The sequence below is a fragment of the Chitinophaga sp. YIM B06452 genome, assembly GCF_039655965.1.
GTDB lineage: Bacteria > Bacteroidota > Bacteroidia > Chitinophagales > Chitinophagaceae > Chitinophaga.
The window spans coordinates 2,212,561-2,237,508 of the sequence record NZ_JAWLKY010000001.1; the positions used below are offsets into that span (position 1 = coordinate 2,212,561).

The window sequence follows — 24,948 nt, forward strand, 5'->3', positions numbered from 1 at the left end:
TTAACGCAAAAAATGCCGTAATTTGGAAATAGAAATTCTTTCTCAGTAAATACAAGATCAGATGGAAATAAGTTCAGTGATTTTAGCTGCACAATCCTATGTTACCAGGCAGTACGAGCAACATGCAGACCCGGTGCTGGTATATCACAATCTCGCACACACGCTGCAGGTAGTTCAGGCCGCAGAACAGATATCCGCTTACTACCGGCTCACGGAGGCAGACCAGATGGTGGTGCTGCTGGCAGCCTGGTTTCATGATATGGGCTATTTACTGGGCGACCGCACCCAACACGAAGCCGCCGGCGCCGCATCCGCAAAGGCTTTCGTGACCCAGCAGCAGCTGCCGGAAAGCGTGGGCCAGGCCGTGGAAGATTGCATCATGGCCACCCGCATCCCGCAACACCCCCGCAACCTGCTGGAACAGATCGTTTGCGATGCAGACCTGTTCCACCTGGGCAGCAAAGACTTTTCGAAGCGGAATAAGCTGCTGCGCACAGAAGTGGAACTGGCAACAGAACAAAAGATCTCCGGGGCAGACTGGGCAAAATCCAGCATCCAGTTCCTGGAATCGCATACCTATCACACCGCTTACTGCCGCACCCTGCTGAAGCAGCAGAAAGAAGAAAACCTCGAAAAGCTCCGCAGCAAGCTGGAACAGAAGCTGGCCGAAGCTTTGGAAGAGAAAAAAGGGAAGGCGGAAAAAGTGGAAAAGAAAGAAGAGAAAAAAGAAGAAAAGGAAAAGAAAGAAAAGGAGAAAAAACCGGAGAGAGGCGTGGAAACCATGTTCAGGACCACTTCCACCAACCACATCCGGCTCAGCTCGATGGCAGACAGCAAGGCCAATATCATGATCTCCGTGAACGCTATTATCATTTCCGTATTGTTGTCTGTGCTGCTGCGCAAGCTGGAAGACTATCCCAACTTCATTCTCCCCGCCATCATATTCCTGGGCACCAGCGTTACCACCATCGTGTTCTCCGTGCTGGCCACGCGCCCGAACGTAACCAGCGGCCGGTTTACCGACCTCGACATCCGGAGCAAAAAAGCCAACCTTCTCTTTTTTGGTAACTTCCACCAGATGACCTACCAGGAATACGAAGAGGGCATGGAAACCATTATGCAGAACGGGGAATACCTGTACAGCAATATGATCCACGACATTTACAACCTCGGCGTGGTCCTGGGCCGGAAATACCGCCTGCTGCGCCTGGCTTACAATACTTTCATGTACGGCATTGTGGCCTCTGTACTGGCCTTCATCATCGCTGCCATATTTTTCCCGGTAAAAGGATAGGCTTTGCAAAAGAATGATATACCACTGAACGACCGGGACCTGAGCTGGCTTTCCTTCAACCACCGCGTGCTGGGCATGGCGGCGGACCCGCAGGTACCCCTTTTCGAGCGCGTACGTTTCCTGTCCATCTTCTCCTCCAACCTCGACGAATTTTTCAGGGTGAGAATGCCCGCGCTTATGGCGCTGCATGATATTGAAGAGGCAGACACGGCTGTGCTGCCCACTGTACAGGAAGCGCTCAAAAAACAATTGCAGGAATTCGGGCAAACGCTGACCCAGCAGCTATTGCCGGCGCTGAAAGCCGAAGGCGTGCATCTTTATTACGGTGAAGAGGTAGACGCGGCGCACCGCAAGCCGGTAAAGGATTATTTCTTCAATACCGTGCTGGGCTTCCTGCAACCGGTGATCATCACGCTGGATGAACCCGTGGAGATATTCCTGGAGAACAATGCGCTGTATTTCGTCGTGTGCCTCGGAGACGGCCGGCATGGCATCGTGAACATCCCTTCCTCCAATCTTCCCCGCTTCCTGCGGCTGCCCGATAAACAGATCATTTTCCTCGACGACGTGATCCGGGAGCATCTTGGTTTCCTCTTCCCGCACCAGCAGGTGACCGGTTGCTACAGCATCAAACTCACCAGGGACGCGGAGATCGACGTGGATGAATTCAGCGGGCACCTGCTGGAAAAAGTGGAAAACATGCTCGTAAAGCGGCAGCTGGGTGTGCCCACGCGTTTCCTCTACGATGCGCGCATGCCCGATGACCTGCGCGATGGCCTCGCCAGATATTTCCGCATCGCGAATATCGAATTGGCGGCGGGCGGAAGATATCACAACCTTAAAGACCTTGCGGAGCTGCCCATGCAATCCGGCAACGCGGCCTGCGCTTACCCGCCCATGCCAGCCGCGCCGGTAGCCGCGCTGGAAGGCGAAGGCAGCCTGCTGGATACGATCAAAGAAAAGGACGTGCTGCTGCATGTGCCGTACCAGAAATACGATTACATTCTACGTTATTTCAACGAAGCGGCTACGGACCCTGATGTAAAGGAGATATACGTAACGCTGTACCGCGTCGCTTCCGGCTCGCAGATCGTGCATGCGCTCATCAGCGCAGCGAGGAACGGCAAGCAGGTTACCGTAATGGTGGAGCTGAAAGCCCGGTTCGACGAAGCGAATAACATCCGCTGGGCCAAACGCATGAAAGAGGCCGGCGTGAAAATATTGTACAGCATCCCAGGCCTGAAAGTGCACGCCAAAGTAGCGCTGGTAAAGCGCAAACGCGGCTTCCAGTGGGATCATATCGGCCTTTTGGCCACCGGCAACTTCAACGAAAGCACCGCCCGTTTTTATACGGACCATATATTGCTCACCGCCCATAAAGGCATTACCCAGGAGCTGGAGCTGCTGTTCGTATACATGCAAACCGGCATTACGCCCACGCGTTACAACTTCATGCACTTCGAAGACCTGCTGGTAGCGCAGTTCAACCTGGTGGACCGCTTCACCGCCATGATCCGCCGCGAAGCGGAGAACGCCAGCAAAGGCCTGCCCGCACGCATCGTGATCAAGCTGAACAACCTGCAGGAAAAACAGATGATCGCGGAGTTGTACGCGGCCGCGGATGCAGGAGTGGAAATAGACCTGGTCGTGCGGAGCATCTGCTGCATAGTGCCGCGGAAGGGCATCAGGCTGCGCCGGATCGTGGACCGTTACCTGGAACATGCGCGGATATTCATTTTCCACAACAATGGCGAAGAAGAAGTGTACATGGGCTCGGCAGACTGGATGAACAGGAACCTGCACCGGCGCATAGAGGTCTGTTTCCCCATATACGACCCGGTTTACCGGCAACAGGTAAAGGATATTATCGATATTCAGCTCGCGGATAACACAAATGCCGTAATATTGGATGCGCAAATACGGAACATCCCCATCGAAAGGAAAGAAGGGGAGACGGCCGTCAATGCGCAGAAAGGTATTTACGCGTATGTACATCAACGTTAATGTCTGCATATGGCTACACCTGCTTCCACCGAGAGGTTTGTATCACTGGTAAACAACCGGTTCAAGTTTTCCCTGTTCCTGCTTTACAAACTGCCCAGCGCCTGGCTGGCCGGTGTACGTGTGCATAGGATGTCTGCCGGAAGCTGCACCACCGTAGTGCCTTACCGCTGGCTTTCCCAGAACCCGTTCCGCTCCACCTACTTCGCCTGCCTGGCCATGGCGGCGGAGATGAGCAGCGGCGTGCTGGCCATGGCGCATATAGACGCCGCGCCTGCCAAAGTATCTATGCTGGTAACGGGCATGGAAGGCATCTTTCTCAAAAAAGCCAAAAGCAAAACTTATTTCACCTGCGATGCAGGCAACGATATCCTGAACGCGATCCATCAAACAGTGCAGACCGGTGAATCCTGCGCGCTGACCATTTCCGTGGCCGGCAAAGCGGCAGACGGCGCCGAGATCGCCCGTTTTATGATCACCTGGAGCTTTAAAAAGATCACAACATGAAGATAACATTTCACGGCGCAGCGCGTACGGTGACGGGTTCCAAGCACCTCATCACCCTGAAGAACGGAAAGAAGATTTTACTGGATTGCGGTATGTACCAGGGTATGGGCAAAGACACGGTGCCGCTGAACCTCGATTTCGGGTTCGATCCGAATGAAGTGGACCTGATGATCCTTTCCCATGCGCACATAGATCACTCCGGCCTGGTGCCACGCCTTTCCAAGCTCGGCTACCGCGGGAAAATATACTGTACGCCCGCATCCCGCGACCTTACGGAAATATTGCTGCTGGACTCTGCCGAGATACAGGAAGACGATATCAAGTTCGTGAACAAAAAGAACGCCCGCGAAGGCAAACCCTACATCGAGCCGCTGTACCGGATAGAAGACGCCAAGCGCGCCATAGACCAGCTTACGCCGGTGCCTTACGGCAATTGGCACAGGATCGATAAAGACGTGGAAGTGATGTTTACAGACGCGGGCCACATCATTGGCAGCGCCTGCGTGCACCTTCGCATCACGGAAGACGGGAAAACACGGCAGATCACTTTCAGCGGCGATATCGGGCGCTATGGCGACCCCATCCTCAAATCGCCGGAAGTATTCCCGCAGGCGGATTACATCGTCATGGAATCTACCTACGGCAGCAGCCTGCACGAAGAGATCGGCCCTACGGACGACATCCTGCTGAAATACATCCACGACACCTGCATCGGGAAAAAAGGAAAACTGATCATCCCCGCATTCAGCGTGGGCCGAACGCAGGAGTTGCTCTTTGCGCTCAACCGCGCGCAACTGGCGGGCAAGCTCCCGCATGTGGACCTTTTTGTAGACAGCCCGCTGTCGCTGGAAGCCACCGAAGTGACCCGCGCGCATCCCGAATGTTTCAATAAAAAAGTGCAGAAGATACTCGAAGTGGACGACGATCCGTTCAGCTTTCCCGGCATGAGGTACATCAGGACGGTGGACGAATCCAAGATGCTGAACTTCCGCAAAGAGCCCTGCGTGATCATCTCCGCATCAGGCATGGCGGAAGCGGGCAGGGTGAAGCACCACATCGCCAATAACATTGACCAGCAGCGGAATACCATTCTCATAGTCGGTTACTGCGAGCCGCAATCCCTCGGCGGGCGGCTAATGCGCGGCGCCAAGGAAGTATCCATTTACGGCGAGCGCCATGAAGTGAAGGCTGAAGTGGGCGTGATCCGTTCCATGAGCGCTCACGGCGACTACGAAGATATGAGCCAGTGGCTGGCCTGCCAGAACCCGCAGGAGGTGAAGAAATTATTCCTCGTTCACGGTGAATATGAAGTACAGACTGTTTTTAAAGACTGGCTGGTGAAGAAAGGATTTTCAGATGTGGAGATCCCGGAACGGCATTCTGAAGTGGGGCTCGGCTAATCTTCCAGCAACGGGAACCACAGGTTCACCCTCGTTCCGCTGGCATTCCCCTCCGCATCCTTCAGGTCCTCGATATCAAAGGAAGCATCCATTTTAAACCGGCTGTTGTAGATCTGCAGCCGGTCTTTTGTTATCTGCACACCCCGCGAAATATGCGTGGGGTGGCTTTGCTGCTTGAGCGTGGTGGCGGCGTCGCGGCCAATGCCGTTGTCTTCTATGATGCAAAGTATCTTATCGCCGCGGCGGATAAATTCTATCGTCAGCAAGCCTCTTTCGTTTTTGTGCTGTAACCCGTGCCAGATGGCGTTTTCCACGAAAGGTTGTATCACCATCGCGGGGATTTCCAGGAAGTCTTTGTCCAGCTTGGGGTCTACCATAATGCGGTAGTCGAAGCGTTCAGACAGCCGGAGGCGTTCCAGTTCCAGGTAATTTTCCAGCATATCCGTTTCACGGGCGATGGAAATGCTGTTGAGCTGCGAATGGTCCAGCACGTTGCGGATGAGCCTTGCGAAGCGGCTGAGGTAAGCCAGGGCCTGCTCCGTTTCATTTTTCATCATGAAGGTCTGGATGGAATTAAGCGCGTTAAAGATGAAATGCGGGTTCATCTGCGCCCGCAGCGCTTTCATTTCAAGCTGCGCCAGCTCTTCCCGGAAAGCCGCGCGGCTCTTGGCTTCTTTCCTCACCAGGTACAGCCTCACCCGGAAGTAACCGTACACCAGCGAAAGGATCAGCAGGCCGAGCAGCAGCCGGAACCACCAGGTTTGCCAGAATGCAGGTTGCACGTGGATGTACAGCGAAGTAACGTTACGGGAAAACATGCCCGCCATGTTCATGCTTTTCACCCTGAAAATGTAACTGCCCGGCGGCAGGTTGGTGTAACGCGCCACCAGCAGGTTCTCCGCGTGTATCCAGTCTTTGTCCATCCCTTCCAGCTTGTAATAATAGCGCGTTTTTTCGGCATGGTATTGCAGGGACTTGAATTCGATGCCGATGTAGTTCTGGTTATGATGCAGTTTCAGCGGCGTATCCGGGTTCATCGCGGAATCGGCTATCAGAGGGTGGTTGAGCACCCTGAAATCGACGATGGTAACGTCCGGCGGCGGCGGTTTCACTTCCAGCCGGAAAGCTGAAAAAGCCACGGCATGGTCCGATGCGCCTACCAGCAGCCGCCCGTCCTGCAGTATCGCGATGTTGCGGCGCACTTTGCGCTGGTTGTCGATAATATCATCGTTCTGCACAAAAGAGGAGAGCGTGCGCGTTTCGCCGTTGAGCCGGTAGAAGCCGAAGGGTGTGGTAAACCAGGCGTCGCCTTTGCCGGCTGGCTGCATGCTTAGTATCCATTCGTCGAACAGCTGGTCGTTGATGGTTTGGGCTTCCCAGGTGTTGCCGCGGTGGTTGTAGAAAAAGATGCCATGGTCTGTACCGGCCAGCAGCACGCTGTCTGAATAAGGCAGCAGGGAAGTAACATTCCGCACGGTATCCGTTCCGCGGCGGAACATGACCTGCTGGTCTGCCTTCCCGGAAAGCTTGTTGAACCTGACCACGCCGCCGCTGCTGGTGGCGAGCCAGAGGTAATTATCGTTGTAGGGTATAATGCCTGTTACAGAAGTGTTGCGGTGCACGAATTCCGGTATCTGCGGGTAATTGGTCACTTCGCCCGAACGCATATTCCAGCGTGCAATGCCGTGCTTGTACATGCCTACCCAGGTGATGGAATCGTTTTCCGGGAACATACACAACACAGTCTGGTCGCGGAAGCCGGGGGGATGGTAATGTGAAAAGCGTTTGGTTTCCGGGTCAAATTCTGAGATGTACCCGTTTTCCTGCCCGACCAGGATGTTGCCGTTGGTGCGTTCTGCAAAGCTCCATACCTGCGAACGTTCTTCAGGGATACCTGTGCCATCGGGCCGGTGGGTGTAATGCGCCTTCACCCGCAGGTCGGGGCCCAGCCAGGCGAAACCCTGGCCCCAGTAGCCGATGAACACATCGCCGTTGCGCGCGGAGTGAATGCCGGTTACCTCGGATTTGGGAAGAGCGCTGTTGCGGTAATCGAGCCGGGTGAAGGACTGGTTGTGCAGGCTCATGACATTCACGCCACGGTCTGTGCCTACCCAGAGGTGACCGTCGCGGTCGATGAGCAGGCAGTTGGTTTCGTAATCGTAATGAAGGCCGAGCGCGTCGTTGTTATTGCCGGGCAGATGGAGGTTGAAACCTTCTTTTTCATTGTAGCGGTGCAGCCCGCTATGTTCCATGGCGATCCATATTTCGTCGTGGATGTCTTCTATGATATCATACACCTGGTCGTTCTCACCTTTTTTGTAAGGAAATACGGTAGTGTGCAGGCGGTTGGTGTCCGGGTGCCAGCGGTACAGCTCGTTGCTACCCCGCGACGCGATCCACAGCCGCTGGTGGTGGTCTTCGAATATTTTTTTAGCGCTGGCGGGGATGTTGAGCACTTCCAGCTTCAGGGGATTGTTGTGCCGGGTATATACTTCCTTCCGGTCTTTCGTGATCATGAACATCTCGGTGATGCCGCTCACCCACAGCCGGCCGGAAGCGTCTTCCAGGATGGCGCTCCGCATTTTGCCGCGAAGGCTGTCCGGTATGCCGGGAGCCCTCCGGAAACGGCGATGCCCGCTGTCCAGCTGCAGCAGGCCCGCGCCGGTGGTAAGCCAGAGCACGCCGTTATGATCTTCCAGGAAGGCGTGGCAGCGGAAGTCGCCGGGGCTCATAACGCCGGGCTCTATTGGCACCAGGGTGACTTTAGCGGTAACGGGGTCGTATACACGCACATTGTCCGGCGTGCCCATCCAGATGCGGCCATGGTGGTCTTCAAGCAAAGCGATGTCTTCGTAATAAATGGAACCGGGCAGCCGGTCGAAGTTGGAAACGGTGAGGAAATTTTCGCCGTCGAAGCGCTGCATGGCAGTGCCGGCGATCCAGATGAACCCTTTTTTATCCTGGAGGATAGCAGAAACGTGGTTGCCGGCCAAACCGTCTTCCATATTGAGATGGGAGAAGGTATAGGCATGCCCGGGCTGCTGCGCGTAGGCGCTTAATCCCAGTAGTATTGCTGCCAGCAGATGTATAGCTCTCATTCAGGTATAAGAAACTTCCGGGCGGGCGGATGTGCCCGCCCGAAAGGCATGAAGTTACTTGGTTACGGTCAACTGGTAAGCGGAAACATTGTTGCCGAAGAAGGTGGGCACATACACGATCTTCTTTTTCGCGTCGTACCCGATGTCTGCCGTCTGCAGTTTGTTTGCCTGTGTGTCCAGCATCTTGCTGGCGGCGCCTGTTTTGATGTTCACGTAAAACACTTCGCCCTGCCAGCAGGAAACGATGTATTCGTCGCCCTGCACATGCTCGATGCCGTCTGTGCCGCGGGCAACGTCTGCCAGCTTGGTCAGCTTGCCGTCTTTACCTGCGCGGTAAACGGCGCCTGCATCCAGCAACAGCAGGCCATCAGGGCGCCAGAGCACGCCGTTGGGGCCTTTCACGCCATTGGCAGCGCTATCCAGCAGCACGGCGGATTTGCCGTTGATGAGGGTATGCACTTTTTTCTTTTTGGAATCTGTTACATACACCACGCCTTTGGGATCTATAGTGAGATCGTTCAGGTTAACGGCGTCAGGAATGGCGTGTTTGGTAACAACGGCGCCTTTCGCGATGTCTATTTCCACCACTTCGCTCATATCCGCTACATACAGGCGGTTGCCACGTATGCCCATGCCTTTGGGTGAATTCAGGCCCTCTACCCAGTGGAGGTTGCTGATCTTGCCGTCGGGGCTCATTTTGGAAATGAAGCCTTTGCCATCATTGGCCCAGGGGGCGCCGTCGATATTGGCAATGAACAATACATTGCTCTTAGCGTCGAAATAAACGGATTCGGGCACGCGGAGCGTGGTGTCTGAGTCCCATTTTTTTTCCAGGGTGGCCGTTTGGGCTGAAACGCGCAGCAGTGGAAGGGCTGCGCATGAAAGACAAAGGATAGCAGCTTTAAGTTTCATAACTGGTTAAGATTAGGTTTTAAATTTAATAAATCCCGCCGGGATTAATAAGAAAAGCCGGTTTTGCAGAACCGGCTTTCTAATGTTGTTTGAGGAAGAGGGGAGCTAGTTCCTGATCTTTAACATACCCGCATTGATGGCCACCACAACGGTGCTTACGCTCATCAGCACCGCCCCTGCGGCCGGGCTCAATAATATGCCCATGCCGCTCAGAATGCCCGCTGCCAGCGGCAGGGCAACGATGTTGTAACCGGTGGCCCAGGCAAGGTTCTGTATCATTTTGCGGTAAGTAGCCTTGCCGAACAATACCAGGTTCACCACATCTTTGGGATTGCTGTTCACCAGCACAATATCCGCCGTTTCCGCTGCCACGTCGCTGCCGGAGCCTACGGCTATGCCCACGTCCGCCTTTGCCAAGGCCGGCGCATCGTTCACGCCGTCGCCGGTCATGGCTACGTATTCCCCGGCTTTCTGCAGCTCCTCTATTTTTGCAAGTTTCTGGTGGGGAAGCACTTCCGCGAAATACTGGTCCATGCCCAGGGTTTTGCTCACGCTTTCCGCCACTACCTTGTTGTCGCCGGTGAGCAGCACGGTTTTGATGTGCTGCCCGCGCAGGGTGCGCACGGCGTCGGCGGATTCGGGGCGGACCTGGTCGGAGAGGGCAATGTAGCCTATCGCCGCATCGTTCTGCTGAACGTACACCAGCGTTTCCCCGGCCCGGATGTCCACCGGCTGCGACGGCAGCGCATTGGGGCTTACCACGGAAATGGCCTGCCCGTTTACGGTGGCGGTAATGCCCTTGCCGGTGATGGCCGTTACATTCTCCGCCTTTTCCGCCGTCAATCCCATTTCTTTCGCTTTCTGCACAATGCCGGTGGCGATGGGGTGTTCGGAGCTTTGCTCCAGCGCATATGCGAGGCGGATGATATCTTCGTCCTTAAAATTTTTATCCAAAGCGCCATACCGCACCACGGCGAATTCTCCTACTGTCAGTGTGCCGGTTTTGTCGAATACCAGGGTGCTGATCTTGCGGGCGTTCTCAAAAGCTGTGCGGTTCTTGATCAGCAGGCCATGTCTTGCCGCCAGCGCCGTAGATTTGGCCACTACCAGCGGGATAGCCAGGCCCAGCGCGTGCGGGCAGCAGATCACGATCACCGTCACCATCCGCTCGATGGCGAAAGCCAGCGTGCTGCCGGAGAAATACCAGGCGGCAAATGTGGCCAGCCCCGCTACGATAGCAATGAGCGTAAGCCAGCGCGCGGCTTTGTCTGCCAGCAGCTGCGTGCGCGATTTGGACCGCTGTGCGTCGTTCACGAGCTGTATCACCTGTGAAAGGTAGGACTCCGCACTATTGTGCGTTACCTGCACCTGCAATGCGCCATTGCCATTGATGGAACCGGCGATCACCCTGTCGCCGCTGTGTTTCTCCACGGGCCGCGATTCGCCGGTGAGCATGGATTCGTTCACGGCGCTCTCTCCTTCGTTCACCAGCCCGTCTGCGGCGATCTTTTCGCCGGGCTTCACAAGAATAATATCATCTTTTTTCAGGGAACCTGTTTCTACGTCCATGATATGATCGCCATGCACAAGGTGCGCCGTGGAAGGCATCAGCTTTACGAGCAGCTCCAGCTCCCGGGAAGCGCCGGCCACGGAGGTCATCTCGATCCAGTGGCCGAGCAGCATGATGAGTATCAGCGTGGCCAGTTCCCAGAAAAAGTCCATGCCTTCCAAACCGAATACGGTAGCTGCGCTGTAGATGTACGCTACTGAAATGGCGAACCCTATGAGCGTCATCATACCGGGATTGCGGGCCTTCAGTTCCTCCGCGAGCCCTTTCAGGAAAGGCCAGCCGCCATACACGAAAATGATGGATGATAATGCAAACAGCAGCCATACGGACCCGGGGAAGCTCCAGTCTGCACCCATCCAATGCTGTATCATGGGGCTGAGCAGCAATACGGGTATGGTAAGCACGAGCGTTATGTAGAACCGCTTCTTAAAATCCGAGATCATGGCATGATGATCATGCCCGGCGTGGCCTTGTGCGGCATGGCCGTTGGTATGGTCCGTTGGTGCATGACCGGCGTGCTGATGAGCGGCGGGTGGTTCCGTGTGATGATGATGGCTGTGAGAATGATCCATTTTTGCGTTGCTTTCAGGTGTGAAAATGAAACAGGTTTATACGCAAAGATGTTCAAAATCCTTACCAAATAAGACTTTTGACGGAATTGTGTAATAAAAAAAGGGAATTATGTAAAAAGCAGGATCATACCGGCGGATGCGTTACCCGAATGTTGCCACCACCGTTGAAATGTTTGTCGAGTATCTGGCGGAGTGCAGTGAACTCAATGGGTTTGGTCACATAATCGGACGCGCCTTCTTTGAGGAAGCGGTCGGCAGTTTCTGTAAAGGCGTCGCCGGAGGCGATCACGACGGGAATGTGCCGGAGCGATTCGTCCTGCATGAGATGATACAACATTTCGCGCCCGTTCATCGTCGGCATTTCCGAATCGAGGATAATGAGATCAGGGGTTTCTTTGCGGAGTATCTCAAGTCCTTCGGCGCCGTTGCCCGCCTGCAGGACCGTTACGCCATTGTTTTGCAGGAAGTTCCGGAGAATGGCCTGGTTCATTTCGTTGTCTTCCACCACGAGGACGATCTTTCCCGCAAACTGCCGCGGTGTGGGCGCTGCCCGCATAGGCTGGGGCACATGTTGGATCACTACGTCTTTCACCGGGAACTGTATGGTGAAGGTGGCGCTGATGCCTTCCAGCGAGTTTACCACGATGTTGCCGCCCAGCAGTTCGGTGAAGTGTTTGGAGATACGCAGGGCAAGGCCATTGTCTTCCATGAAACAAGCCCTGTCACTATCTGCATCCGCTTCGAAACAGTGGTGAATATGTTTCAGCTTTTCGTTTTCCAGGCTGCCTGCCTGGTCTGTAATGCTGATGTACCATTTTTCTTCCAGTACGCCGCAATCAATGGAAATGATACCCTGGTTGCGCGTGTATTTGATGGCGTTCACCAGGAGGTTGTCCACTATTTGCGTGAGTTTCGTTTCATCTGTGCATACCAGGTCGGGCATATTGGTAAATGCAAGCCTGATCTCAACGCCTTTGGCGCGCGCTGTATGTTCATAAACAGATACACAGTTCTGCAACACATGGCGGATGTTCACATGTTTGCGGTTGATCTCGTACAGCTGCCCGGCTTCGATCCGCGAAAGTTCCAATACATTGTTGAGGATATCTTTCACATTGGAACTGGCTTTATACAGGTTGTCTACCAGCAGGGGCAGATCATCGATCGTGCCGCTGTCCAGGCCCCGCCGCATGATCTGTACGATGCCGTGTATCGCGTTCATCGGGTTCCTGACCTGGTGGCTTGTTTCCTGCAGGAATATTTTCCTGGACCTGTTGGCCTTCTCCAGCTCCACAGTCCTGTCTTTCAACGCTTTCATCAGCTGGGCCGCCGTGTTCTTATAAAAAAGAATGCACACGGTGTTGATCGTGAGAATGAAGGCAATGGCGACCCAGCGGAATAGGAAGGTGATGCCGTGGGAAAATTCAGCAGGTTTGATGTATCCGGTGTAATAGAAAAATTCGGTGACGATAAGGCTGAAGAGCGTGATACAAAGGCAGATGATGATAGACTTCCGTTTGTTGAACACGAGGTAGGTTGCGCTGATCATGAACAGCAAGGCCAGCGTTATCTCTACCTTGGTGCCCAGCAACACCCCGAAGTACATGACACACAAGGCATGATAGCTGACCATGGCGATGCCCGCGGTTTCATGTTTCCGGATGTGATTGAGATAAATGATGAAAAAGAAGCCCAACCCTTCGATGGTAGCAGGAATAAATATCCGCAGATTGCCGGTGATAAGCCAGAAGATAAAACCCATGGTGATGGCAAGCGTACCCGTGGTGAGGCACAGCGCGTTGTTGATGCGTATCCTTTGTTTTTGTTCATCCGTAAGGCCTTCAGTGCCCGTTGCAATGATGGAGGCAATCCATGAAAATGAATTCATTTTGCAGGTCGTTAAAATGTTTTGGTGTCCTAACAATGGTTACTTTGGGGAGTGTCGTGCTTTATTTTGGTTGCTATATATAAAAGTACGGATAAGAATGCTGCCCGCAAAAAAAGAATGCTGCTCACAAAAAGAGAATTTTTGAATCAGCCGGAGAGTATTTCGTTCAAACTCGTTTGCACGGTTGTAGCGGCTTTGCGGGTCATTTCTCCAGGGAACGCTTACGTATATGGGTGCAGAGTTGTAATGCTGTTTAAATCAGTGATATGCGTGCAGTTCAGCGGAGCAGGGTAGCGGTGCCGGTCAGGAAAAAATCGTAGCCCAGGTAATCTACCGCCTTTACCTGCCATACATATACGCCGGTGGATTGCGGTGCGCCGTTGATGCGCCCGTCCCAGCCAAGACCATTGGCCGTGCTGGTGAATACCATTTGCCCCCAGCGGTTGTACACGGAAAAATACCGGATCTCCTTAATGCCCGCGCCGATGGGCCTGAGATAGTCGTTGGCGCCGTCGCCGTTGGGCGTGAAGGCGGTGGGCACAAACACCTGCGGCAGGGTGTTATACACTTTCACGGTGATGAATGCGGAATCAGCGCAGCCGGCCTCGTCCTGCACCAGAACTTTATACCGTATGGCGGGAGTGGGAGTGTTGAAAGTGATGACCGGGTTTTGGATAAAGGGGCTGGACAAACCGGTTGGCGGGAACCACATATAGCTCAACCCGCCGCTGGCATTCAGCTGCAACGGCTGCCCCAGTACCACGGTGGTATCCCTGCCGGCTGAGGCATTCACTTTCGGCAGCACGGTTACCAGCACGGTGTCTGTCACCGGTTTGGGGCATCCACGTGTATCCGTAACTGTTATAACGTATTCGGTAGTGGCTTCCGGCCTTACTAATGGGTTGAGCGTATGAGGCAGTACGGGCGTCCAGGTGTAGTGGCTGCCGTCTGTGGTGGCATGCAGGACGGCGAAGCTGTCGAAGCAGATAACGGTATCCTGTCCTGCGTTGGCAAGGGGATAGGGTACGGTGCTCACGTTGATGTCTGCCGTGGCGGTGCAGTTGCTGATGCTGGCGGTAACGGTGTAATGAGTGTTGCCGGTTGGTGTGGCGAGCGGATTTTTTATGCCAGCATTATCCAGGCTGGCGGCGGGCGTCCAGGTATAACGCAGCCCGTCTGAAGAAGGTCGCAACGTAATGGCGTCTCCCAGGCAGATCACCGTGTCTGCGGGCAGCGTAAGACTTACGTGATTCACGGCGCGGATCATCACTGAATCGCGGTTCAGGCAGCCGTCGTAATCGAGGTCTACGTAGTATTTGGTGTCGGAGGTCACATTCACGCGCGGGTTAGGGGTGTTGGCGCCGGTCATGTTGATGTTGGGGCTCCAGGTGAAAACGCCCAGCCCGCTTGCCTGCAGCTGCAAGGGATCGGGCGGGCAAATGAGGGTGTCTCGGAAAGCCAGGCTGATGGGCGGTTTGTCCAGTATCGTCACCTGCCGGACCAGCGTGTCCTTACATCCCACGGTGTTGTGCACGATGAGCCTTACATCTTTCAGGCCCTGTGAAGCGTAGGTCCATGACGGATCCCGGAGGGATGAGAAATCCGTTTGTGTGCCAATGTCGCCAAAATCCCAGTCCCAAAAATTGACTGTTCCAAACCGCGTGGTGGTTTCGTCGCGAAAAAGGACGGGCTTGCTGATGCAGGCGCCTGCGGATGAAAAGCGCGGTTCGAAGCCGGGATATACAAAGGCTTTTGCTTCGGTGGAATCAGGGCATTGCATGCCGCGGTTGGTGGTGAGTTTCACGGTGTAAGTGCCGGGTGCGGTGAAATTAAAATCCGCCGTTTGCGTGTTGGAGTTGTACACCACATTGCCTGCGCTGTTGGTAAACTCCCAGTGCCAGGAGGATATCAGCGGGCTGTTGCTTTGGTTGGCCACGGTAAGGCGCTGGGTATTACCGCAAAGCATGTACTCCGGCAGCAGCGACGCTGCGGCTATAGTGCAGCCGGTGATGTTCAGCTGCAGGTCTTTTCGCTGCACAGCAATGGCTACGCCGTTCCTGATCTCCTGTACGCAAACGGTGACCACGTAAATGCCTACGCCCGGCGCAATGCCGGAGATCATGCCCGTTGTGGGGTTGATCGTTACCCGGCCGCCCAGCGGGCTGTTGCCGTTGAAACCGGAGCCATAGGGCACGGAATAATAGGGTGGGGTTGCAACGGGCTGGCTGGTTTGCGGGCCTCCGCCACCGCCTCCTCCACCGCCGCCACCGCCGGCATAACCAACGGTCTGGTAGGCTTCGCAGAAATAATATCTCAGTTCATCGCCATCGGCGTCCTGCGCTGCAAAGCTGTAGTTGAAAGAATTTTCCGCGCAGATGGTCACCAGGTCGCTGCCGGTGAACTGCGCGCTGCTGTTGTTGGCCGCGGTGCTGAGTGGCCTGGTGCCGGGTATCTCAGCAGTATAGGTAGCGCCGATGCGGCCATAGCCGCTCTCCAGGTTGTTGATCCCGTCTACGCGGTTCGTTACCTGTGAAGTAAGCAGGTAGCCGTCTGCAGACAGCGGTAAGGTGATATCGAATTCCCAGTACCCCACATAAAAGCAGATCAGCGGCGGCCGCGTGATGCAGGGGTCGGTGCTGGTGGCGCTCAGCTCTTCTTCCCGCGAAAGCGGCACCTGTTCGTCGCGGATGCGTTCTCCCGTTATACGGTTAAAAATGCCGATATAGATAGGATTGTAAAAATTCCGGTTCGGCGTGAAACAGCTCCTGAATTGTTTCAGCGTAACGTGGTAGGTATTGGAGCCGCCTGAAGAATTGGTGAGAACATAATACATCTCCCCGCCGGTGATGTGATCGGCTTTGAGGGGTAGGAAATATCCCAGAAAAATGAGCAGCAGGATGTGCTTCATGCAGATGTAATTAATCTGACCAGGTATACGTAAACGCTCATGTACCGGTTGCTCGCGCCTGCAAATGTTAGGTCGGGATGGTATATTGTAAATGTAAGCAACCGGCGTGAGTATTTCGAATTTGATAAATGCCTAATGTAATATGGATTGCTTACGAACAAATAACTTTTTAACTTAGGGAGTATGATAAGCATGAAACGCATTTTTTGCGGCCTGGCGCTGTGCGCCGCCCTGCAGGCAAACGCGCAGCAGCGCCCCAATATCATCGTTTTCCTGGTAGACGATATGGGCTGGCAGGATACCGCCGAACCTTTCTGGACGCAGGCCACCCCGCTCAACAAACGATACCGTACTCCCAATATGCAAAGGCTGGCCCGGCAAGGCATGAAGTTCACCAACGCCTACGCCACCCCGGTGTGCACGCCTACGCGTGTGAGCCTGATGACGGGCATGAACGTTGCCCGCCACCAGGTGACCAACTGGACCAATTACCAGCTCGACAAGCGGTCTGACGGTCCCGATTCCACGCTCACGCCGCCCGCCTGGAACCTGAACGGGCTGAGCCCCGTGCCCGGCATTCCTAACACCGTGTATGCCACGCCGTTACCGAAGCTGCTGGCAGAGGCCGGTTACCATACCATTCACTGCGGCAAAGCGCATTATGCTTCCAGCGGCACGCCCGGCGCGGATCCGCTGGCCATGGGTTATGCGGTGAACATTGCTGGCCATGCGGCAGGCCATCCCGCCAGCTATCTGCCTGAAAAACAATACGGCGCGGCCAGCAAAACGCATGGTGTGCCCGGGCTGGAAGAATTTTACAACACAGAGGTCTTCCTCACGGAAGCGCTTACCCGCAAGGCAATCGCGGCGGTTGAAGGAAACCGTGCGTCGGGGAAACCGTTTTTCCTGTACATGGCGCACTACGCGGTGCATGTGCCTTTGGAGGCGGATAAACGGTTCTGCCAGTATTACCTGGACCAGGGGCTTAGCGCACAGGAAGCGAAATACGCAAGTCTTATAGAAGGCATGGATAAAAGCCTGGGCGACCTGGTGGATTACCTGCAACGCGAAGGCATGGCGGAGAACACGGCGGTCATCTTCATGTCAGACAATGGCGGGCTGAGCCTGTCGCCGCCGCGAACGCCGCCGGCGCATACGCAGAACCTCCCGCTGAAAGCAGGCAAAGGCTCGGTGAATGAAGGCGGCATCCGCGAGCCAATGATCGTAAGCTGGCCCGCGGTGGTGAAACCGGGTACAGTGGCGGCACAGCCGGTGATCATCGAAGATTTTTTCACCAGTATACTGGACATGGCGGGCGTCCGCAATGCAACAATGGCGCAGCAGGTGGACGGGAAAAGTTTCCTCCCCATTTTGAAGAACAGCATGCTGCAAACACAAGACCGCCTGTTGGTGTGGCACTATCCCCACCGCTGGACGCAGGGCGAAGGCCCCGGCCTGCATTTTTATTCCGCCGCCCGCAAAGGCCGCTGGAAGCTGATCTACGATCAACGTAAGCAACAGCTGCATCTCTACGACCTGGAAACTGATATCGGGGAGGAGAAGGATGTGGCGGCGCAGCAACCGGGAATAACCAGGCAGCTGGCGAAGGAACTTACACAGTATTTACAGGAAAGGAATGTGACCATGCCCATCATAAAAAGCACAGGGCGCCCGGTGGAATGGCCGGCTGCATTGTAAAACAGAATGAATGGAACCTTACCGGGTAGCGGGATACAGCAGCCCATGCAGTATGCCTACCAGTTCGGAGAATTTCTCCGGTTTGGTAATAAACTGGAAAGCGCCCAGCTGCTTCGCTTCGTTGATGGTCTGTATATCCGATGCGGTGGAATAAATGATCACGGGCACATCCTTGGCTTTGTGGCCCGCTTTCACTTCCCGCAGGAACTGCACGCCGTTCATCACCGGCATGTTGAGATCAAGAAAGATAAGATCGGGTAAGGTACCTGCGCTGTTCAGCTGCATAATGGCCTCGTAGCCATTCGGCGCTGTGTTGCATATAATGGATTCATCTATGAACTCTAGAGCAGACAAGAACATTTCCTGGTCATCAATATCATCATCGATCAATAGAATGGTGGGTATATTTGTCGTCATACAGCGCTGGGATTAAAATATTTAAACTCCGAACAATCAATTGGCCGCTATAATACATTTTAAAATATTCATATACATTACGGGACGGGCAAACGTGTTACTGTTAATTTAATCAATTTAAGTTGAAAAAAAATGTATTTAATGAGTAAGATTGCAATCCGGTGTTTAATTAACGCTCATCCAATGAAAAAGTTGCTCTTTATGTTGATAGCGGGCCTTATGGCCCCGGGCGTATTTGCCCAGCAGAAACCCAATGTGGTCATTATTTATGCAGACGATGCCGGGTATGGAGACCTGAGCTGCTACGGCGCCAGCAAAGTGCAAACGCCCAACCTGGACCGGCTGGCCCAAAGCGGCATCCGTTTCACCAACGGGCATGCCACTTCCGCCACCTGCACCCCTTCCCGCTTTGCGCTCATCACCGGGCGTTATCCCTGGCGCAAGACCGGTACAGGCGTGCTGCCCGGCAATGCGGCCATGATCGTTCCTGTCAACCAGCCCACTCTTCCTTCCATGATGCAAAAGGCCGGGTACAAAACCGCGCTGGTCGGCAAATGGCACCTGGGGCTGGGCGATGGAAAAGAAATAAACTGGAATGAAGACATCAAACCCGGGCCGAATGAAGTGGGATTCGATTATTCATTCTTTTTCCCCGCAACGGCAGACAGGGTGCCGACGGTTTTCGTGGAGAACGGGAAAGTGCTGGGGCTGGATAAAAATGATCCCATCGAAGTGAACTACAAGGAGAAGGTAGGGAACGAACCGACCGGCAAAGACAACCCCGAACTGCTCAAAATGCAGGCCTCGCACGGTCACAACAATACCATCGTAAACGGCATCGGCCGTATCGGTTATATGAAAGGCGGCCAGAAAGCCCGCTGGGCGGACGAAGAGCTGGCCTATGCTTTTACTGATAAAGCGGAACAATTCCTGGAAGAGAACCGCCAGCGCCCGTTCTTCCTGCTTTTTGCACTGAGCGACATCCACGTGCCGCGCATGCCGGCCACCGTGTTCAAAGGCAAAAGCGGGCTGGGCTACCGCGGCGACGCCATCCTGGAAATGGACTGGATGGTGGGCCAAATCATGGATAAACTGAAGGCGCTCGGCCTGGAGAAAAATACACTGGTCATCTTTTCCAGCGACAACGGTCCCGTGCTGGACGATGGCTACCACGACGATGCCGTGACCCTGCAAAACGGCCACCAGCCGCTGGGTCCGCTGAGGGGCGGCAAATACAGCGCCTTCGAAGGCGGCACCCGCGTACCCTGGATCGTGAGCTGGCCCGGCCATATCAAAGCCGGCCAAACTTCCGGTGCGCTCATCAGCCAGGTAGACCTGTTTGCTTCTTTCGCAAAAATGACCGGCCAGCCGCTCGGGGCAACCGATGCGCCGGATAGTTTTGACATGCTGAACACCTTGCTGGGCAAAACCCCGAAGGGCCGCGACTGGCTTATCCTGCAAGGCGGCGCGCTTTCGCTGCTGCAGGGCGGCTTCAAATATATTTCACCTTCCAACGGGCAGAAGCTGTCTAAAGAAGTGAATATCGAAACCGGCAACGATCCCGCCCCGCAGCTATACGACCTGGAAAAGGACCTGGGAGAAAAGCAGAACATTGCCGCAGCGCACCCGGAGAAAGTGAAGGAAATGGCGGCTATGCTGGAGAAACTGAAGGAAGCGGTGAAGACGAGGGAATAATTAGGGAACTGTCATCGCGGAATTCCGTCATTGCGAGGAGCAGCAGAGCCAAAGCGGGGGCGCGACGAAGCAATCTCTTGCACTGGTTTGATATACCCTGTATTTGAAGATTGCTTCGTCGCGTCTCTTGTTGCACAGAATTTCCTTACTGCTCCTCGCAATGACGGTTTTTTCTGCCTCGCTGTTTCCCGTGCACGGGGAGGCTTCTGGTCAATGTCATTTTGTTTAGATCATTCCCGCTCATAATCACTCGCATCATTCAGCAGCTGCATCGCATCGGTATCCAGCCGGAGGGATACGGCGCGGATCAGTTCATTGAGCTGTTGGAGATTCGTGGCGCTGGCGATGGGCGCGGTTACGCCGGGGCGGTTCATCAGCCAGGCAATGGCCACCATGCCGGGTTTGGCGTTGTAGCGGGCCGCCACTGCATCCAGCGCGTCCAGGATGCGGAAGCCTCTTGACGTCATGTATTTGCTGAGGTATTTGGCACGGCTGCTGCCCGCAATATCTTCTTCCTTCCTGTATTTGCCCGTAAGAAAACCGCTGGCCAGCGCGAAATAAGGGATCACGCCGAGGTTGTGCTCTATTGCGTACGGGCCGTATTCCGTTTCGAATTTTTCACGGTCGAATAAGTTGTATTCGGGTTGAAGGGTCTGGTAGGAAGGATATCCTTTTTCCCTGCTGATTGCGGCGGAAGCAATGATACGCTCCAGGCTCATATTGGAAGTGCCTATGGCGCGCACTTTCCCTGACTTCACGATGGCGGCGTATGTTTCCAGCGTTTCTTCGATGGGCGTTTCGGCGTCGTCGTAATGCGTTTGGTAAAGATCAATGTAATCGGTTTGCAGTCTTTGCAGGGAATCGTCGATAGACCGGAGGATGTAATCTTTTTTCAATCCCTTTTTTTCTTCGCTGAACACGCCGCCCACTTTGGTGGCCAGCATGATCTTATCGCGTTTCCCTGTTTGGGAGAGCCATTTCCCGATCACCCTTTCAGAATCTCCGCCGGTATTGCCGGGTACCCAGCGGGTATAGGTATCTGCGGTGTCTACCGCGTTGAAGCCTGCATCAGTAAAGGCGTCGAGCAGGCGGAAAGAAGTTGGTTCATTGGCCGTCCATCCGAATACGTTGCCGCCAAACATCAGCGGCGCGATCCGGAATCCTGTATTTCCAAGCGTCCTGGTTTCCATATTGCAATGATTTAAGGGCACTAATCTAACAAAATAGCATGATCTTTATCCCCTGTAACCGGCATTACCACTATCATGAAAGTTTTCATCACAAGGATCATTCCCGAAACAGGACTGGAACTGCTGCGCGAAGCGGGCATTCAATACACGGAACACCGCGAAAAGCGGCATCTCAGTCCCGAAGAGCTGATTGCCGCCTGCCGGGAGCACGATGCATTACTGAGCGTGGGCGGCAACAGGATAGACGCGGCTTTCCTGCAGGCCTGCAAACATCTGAAGGTCGTGTCGCTCATGGCCGTGGGTTATGACAACGTGGATGTCGCCGCGGCCACTGCGCTGAAGATCCCCATCGGCAACACGCCCGGGGTGCTGAGCAATGCCACGGCTGATACGGCTTTCCTTTTGATGCTCGCCACCGCGCGGAAAGCGTTTCACATGCATAAGATCATTGCCCGCGGACAATGGGGCTTTTTTGAACCGACCGCCAACCTTGGCATGGAGCTGAACGGCAGAACGCTGGGCGTGTTCGGCCTGGGGAAGATCGGCACGGCACTGGCCAAAAAATGCCGCGGCGCTTTCGATATGCCGGTGATATACCACAACCGCAGCCGCAACGAAGAAGCGGAACAATTACTGGGCGCGCGTTATGTAGATTTTGAGACCCTGTTGCGGGAGAGCGATGTGCTCAGCCTGCATGCCGCCCTTACCCCAGAAACCGCCGGCCAATTCAACGCCGCCGCTTTCGCAAAAATGAAACCCACTTCCATTTTCATCAACACTGCCCGCGGCGCCATGCACAATGAGCAGGACCTGCTGGCCGCCCTGCAGCAGCACATCATCTGGGGCGCCGGGCTGGATGTTACCAATCCCGAACCGATGGATAAGAACAACCCCCTGCTGGAAATGCCCAATGTAGCCGTGCTGCCGCATATCGGCAGCGCCACGGTGGAAGCCCGCAGCGGTATGGCGAAAATGGCGGCGGAGAATGTTATCGCCGGTTTGAAGGGAGCGCCTTTGCCTTACAGCGTCAATAAGTTGTGAAATATTTCGCATAGCGTTCACCCTTTTTTCATCTTATTTTGTCCTATATTATGAATACCATGTTTACTTATGCATAACCCGATGTATTGAGAAAACTTATCATTTGTTTCATCCTGCTGATTGCTCCACAGTTGCTGCCCGCCCAATCCACGAACACACTAAGCAGCGACAGGCCCTACGTGCGCATCGGAAAAACCACCAGCTGGCTGGTAGACCCTTCAGGCAGGCTCAGTTACCAGGATGTGAAGCAGTCCGGCGCGGCGTTTCAGCCCATACAGCACGATATCGGCGCCTTCGGGATCACGAAAGCCGCTGTGTGGATACATGGACAGGTGAGTAACCCCGTTACCGGCGTTACGCATTTGCTGGTGGAGTTTTCCAATATCGACAGCCTTACGCTTTATTACGAATACCAGGGCGAAGTGCATATTGTGCAATCGGGCAGCATGCAATACAAGCCCAACAACTTCCATTACCACGGGTTCACTTTCGAGCTGCCGGCGGCGGATGGGCAACCGGTGGACTTCTGGCTGCGCGCCCGCACGGGCAATGCATTGATCGTTCCGCTGGCGGTAGCTACAGGAGAGGGTTTGCCCTCGGCGCTAACCGTCATGTACGTGGTGGAGTTATTATATCTCGGCGTTGTGATCGCGCTGTTCTGCTATAACCTATTGCTTTATTTCTGGATAAAAGACCAGGCCTACCTGTGGTATCTTGGTTATCTCGTTGCGCTGGCCGGCTTCAACCTGCTTTACCTGCGCGGTTTTCATTACAGCCTGGGCCCTTCCGCCGCATTGTTCTTCAACCAGTACGGTATAGGCCTGGCGGCGGTGAGTTATATGTTCACCATCCGGTTTTCCACGCTGTTCCTGCAAAGCCGGAAATACGCGCCATTGCAGACGCGCATTCTCCGCGTCATCTTTTGGGTGCTGATACTGCCGGTCATCGCAGTGGCCGCCGGCTGGCGCGAACCTGCTATCAGGATCAACGAGCTGTGCAGTTTCTGCATTCCGATCCTGTTCATTTGGATGGCTCTAAGGGCCTACAGGAGAGGATATAAGCCGGCCTTGTATTTCCTGGTCGCATGGAGCTTGCTGCTGGTTTCGATCATACTTTTTGTGATGACCAACTTAGGGATCCTGCATTACACCACCTTGTCGTTCCAGATACTGCCCATCGGCTCGGCGGTGGAGATGATCCTGCTGTCGCTTGCTTTAGGGCACCGGTATGCCTTGCTGAAAAAAGAAAAGATCGAAATGCAGCAGGCGCATCTGGACTATATCACCAGCCAGAACAATGTGCTGGAAGATAAAGTGGCGCTCCGCACGCAGGAGCTGGCCAAAATGATGCAGAACCTGCGCGAAAGCAATACCGTAAAAGATAAGCTGCTGGGCATTATTTCCCACGACCTGCGCACGCCGCTGGGCACGCTTTCCGGCCTGCTGGAGCTGCTGGAAATGAAGGCCCTCTCGCCCCAGGAGATCAAAGAGTTTGCGCAGATGGCCCGGCAGCATATCAAGCACATCAATTCCACCATGCACAATATGCTCAACTGGTCGCTGTCGCAAATGAACCGGATCGAGACAAGGCCCGTAAAAGTGGAGCTGGCGCCGCTTTTCCAGCTGATCGGCGATACGTACCGCTTTGCGGCCGCCCAGAAGAACATCAGGCTGGAAATTGCCGTGCCGCCGGGCGCCACCGTGTATGCAGACGACCATCAGCTGGAACTGGTGATCCGCAACCTGCTGGACAATGCCATCAAATTCACGCCCCGCGAAGGTTCCGTTGCCATCGGCGGCCGCGATGCGGGCAACAGGGTGGAGCTGTACGTGACAGACAGCGGTAACGGCCTCAACAGCGAATCCGTTTATAAAATACTCTACGGCAACAAGCTGTATTCAACAGACGGCACGGCTAATGAAAAAGGCACCGGCCTGGGGCTTTGGCTCTGCAAGGAATTTGTGGCCAACAACGGCGGGGAGCTGAAGATCAACAGCATTCCCGGGCAGGGCAGCACTTTTTATTTCCTGCTGCCTAAGGAGCCGGTGGCGGTTGCCATGTAACCCGAAAGTTTGTAATTTAACCCCGCAATGATCACTCCCTTTTCAAATTTCAACGAGCGGAAAGCCCGCGTGCAGCGGCTGTACACCAACCCGGTGCTGGACATGGCGCTGTGCGGTTACGAGCGCGCGTCTGAAGACGAATTTTTCATGCCCCATGCCGCGCTTACCTGCGTGAAACAAGGCCGGAAAACCGTGTACCTCGATGGGAAAAAACATGAAATGAAAGAAGGGGACATCCTGTACATTCCCAAATACGCTGTTATCTATTCAGACATCGAGGTGAAAGACCGGCCTTTCATCAGCCTCAACACCGTGATCCGCGATGAAACGCTGCCCGGCAGCGATCCTGCTGCGATCCTTGGCGCCATTGCGGCTACGGTGAACCAGCCGCAGCCGCTGACCCAGCTGGCGAGGCTCCATCATATGAGCCTGAGCACTTTCAAACGCTGGGCCCTGCGCAACACCGGCAGCAGCCTGCACCAGTGGATCATACAGCGGAGGCTCGAAAGGGCCCGCTACCTGCTGGAGCATAAACGTATGCCCGTATCGCAGGCCTGCCATGAGAGCGGATTCCAGGATATTTCTTATTTTATCCGGAAGTTCAGGGAGCGCTTTGGCCTTACTCCGGGCAGCATCAGGAATTGAGCTTTTCGTCATACCACGTCCCCCATGCCGCGCCTATCTTTGCAGGAAA

16 protein-coding genes are annotated in these 24,948 nt (G+C 54.6%); 9 read left to right on the forward strand and 7 right to left on the reverse strand.

Annotated elements, in window-relative coordinates; all coding sequences use genetic code 11:
* Window positions 1–61: 61 nt before the first annotated feature.
* The 4 genes from R3I13_RS08955 to R3I13_RS08970 are packed head-to-tail and all read left to right on the forward strand — an operon-like array spanning window position 62 to window position 5,202.
* Window positions 62–1,294, forward strand: a complete 1,233-nt coding sequence (locus R3I13_RS08955) for a Pycsar system effector family protein (RefSeq protein WP_346317586.1) — start codon at window positions 62–64, stop codon at window positions 1,292–1,294.
* Window positions 1,295–1,297: 3 nt separating this feature from the next.
* Window positions 1,298–3,298, forward strand: a complete 2,001-nt coding sequence (ppk1, locus tag R3I13_RS08960; protein ID WP_346317587.1) for a polyphosphate kinase 1 — start codon at window positions 1,298–1,300, stop codon at window positions 3,296–3,298.
* 9 nt (window positions 3,299–3,307) lie between these two features.
* On the forward strand, window positions 3,308–3,802 hold the full coding sequence (locus R3I13_RS08965; protein ID WP_346317588.1) for a DUF4442 domain-containing protein: 495 nt from the start codon (window positions 3,308–3,310) through the stop codon (window positions 3,800–3,802).
* On the forward strand, window positions 3,799–5,202 hold the full coding sequence (locus R3I13_RS08970; RefSeq protein ID WP_346317589.1) for an MBL fold metallo-hydrolase: 1,404 nt from the start codon (window positions 3,799–3,801) through the stop codon (window positions 5,200–5,202). The genes R3I13_RS08965 and R3I13_RS08970 overlap by 4 nt, the downstream gene beginning before the upstream one ends.
* Here the strand turns inward: R3I13_RS08970 and R3I13_RS08975 are convergent.
* From R3I13_RS08975 to R3I13_RS08995, 5 genes are all read right to left on the reverse strand, one after another.
* Window positions 5,199–8,300, reverse strand: a complete 3,102-nt coding sequence (locus tag R3I13_RS08975; protein ID WP_346317590.1) for a two-component regulator propeller domain-containing protein — start codon at window positions 8,298–8,300, stop codon at window positions 5,199–5,201. The two genes, R3I13_RS08970 and R3I13_RS08975, sit on opposite strands and share 4 nt — an antisense overlap.
* A gap of 54 nt (window positions 8,301–8,354) precedes the next feature.
* The gene (locus R3I13_RS08980; protein WP_346317591.1) at window positions 8,355–9,212 is read right to left on the reverse strand and encodes an SMP-30/gluconolactonase/LRE family protein; all 858 of its coding nucleotides are present in this window, start codon (window positions 9,210–9,212) and stop codon (window positions 8,355–8,357) included.
* Window positions 9,213–9,317: 105 nt separating this feature from the next.
* Complete coding sequence (locus R3I13_RS08985; RefSeq protein ID WP_346317592.1) at window positions 9,318–11,354, reverse strand: copper-translocating P-type ATPase; 2,037 nt, start codon at window positions 11,352–11,354, stop codon at window positions 9,318–9,320.
* Window positions 11,355–11,478: 124 nt separating this feature from the next.
* Window positions 11,479–13,242: a hybrid sensor histidine kinase/response regulator gene (locus R3I13_RS08990; RefSeq protein ID WP_346317593.1), complete on the reverse strand. Its 1,764-nt coding sequence runs from the start codon at window positions 13,240–13,242 to the stop codon at window positions 11,479–11,481.
* A gap of 277 nt (window positions 13,243–13,519) precedes the next feature.
* Window positions 13,520–16,150 (reverse strand): gliding motility-associated C-terminal domain-containing protein, encoded by a 2,631-nt coding sequence (locus tag R3I13_RS08995; RefSeq protein WP_346317594.1) that lies wholly within the window; start codon window positions 16,148–16,150, stop codon window positions 13,520–13,522.
* A gap of 183 nt (window positions 16,151–16,333) precedes the next feature.
* On the opposite strand from R3I13_RS08995, the gene R3I13_RS09000 reads away from it, so the two are divergent.
* A complete protein-coding gene (locus tag R3I13_RS09000) occupies window positions 16,334–17,848 on the forward strand; it encodes a sulfatase (protein WP_346317595.1) in 1,515 nt (504 codons plus the stop codon).
* Window positions 17,849–17,866: 18 nt separating this feature from the next.
* Here R3I13_RS09000 and R3I13_RS09005 read toward each other — a convergent pair whose 3' ends face one another.
* Complete coding sequence (locus R3I13_RS09005) at window positions 17,867–18,265, reverse strand: response regulator (RefSeq protein ID WP_346317596.1); 399 nt, start codon at window positions 18,263–18,265, stop codon at window positions 17,867–17,869.
* Between the two features lie 183 nt (window positions 18,266–18,448).
* Between R3I13_RS09005 and R3I13_RS09010 the strand changes: the two genes are divergently transcribed.
* Window positions 18,449–19,960, forward strand: a complete 1,512-nt coding sequence (locus R3I13_RS09010) for an arylsulfatase (RefSeq protein ID WP_346317597.1) — start codon at window positions 18,449–18,451, stop codon at window positions 19,958–19,960.
* A 230-nt stretch (window positions 19,961–20,190) separates the two neighbouring features.
* Here the strand turns inward: R3I13_RS09010 and R3I13_RS09015 are convergent, their stop codons facing one another.
* Complete coding sequence (locus tag R3I13_RS09015; protein WP_346317598.1) at window positions 20,191–21,150, reverse strand: aldo/keto reductase; 960 nt, start codon at window positions 21,148–21,150, stop codon at window positions 20,191–20,193.
* 75 nt (window positions 21,151–21,225) lie between these two features.
* Between R3I13_RS09015 and R3I13_RS09020 the strand changes: the two genes are divergently transcribed.
* The 3 genes from R3I13_RS09020 (at window position 21,226) to R3I13_RS09030 (ending at window position 24,899) form a co-directional block, all read left to right on the forward strand.
* Complete coding sequence (locus R3I13_RS09020) at window positions 21,226–22,191, forward strand: D-glycerate dehydrogenase (RefSeq protein ID WP_346317599.1); 966 nt, start codon at window positions 21,226–21,228, stop codon at window positions 22,189–22,191.
* An 86-nt stretch (window positions 22,192–22,277) separates the two neighbouring features.
* Window positions 22,278–24,254: a sensor histidine kinase gene (locus R3I13_RS09025; RefSeq protein ID WP_346317600.1), complete on the forward strand. Its 1,977-nt coding sequence runs from the start codon at window positions 22,278–22,280 to the stop codon at window positions 24,252–24,254.
* 27 nt (window positions 24,255–24,281) lie between these two features.
* On the forward strand, window positions 24,282–24,899 hold the full coding sequence (locus tag R3I13_RS09030; RefSeq protein WP_346317601.1) for an AraC family transcriptional regulator: 618 nt from the start codon (window positions 24,282–24,284) through the stop codon (window positions 24,897–24,899).
* The last annotated feature ends 49 nt before the right edge of the window (window positions 24,900–24,948 follow it).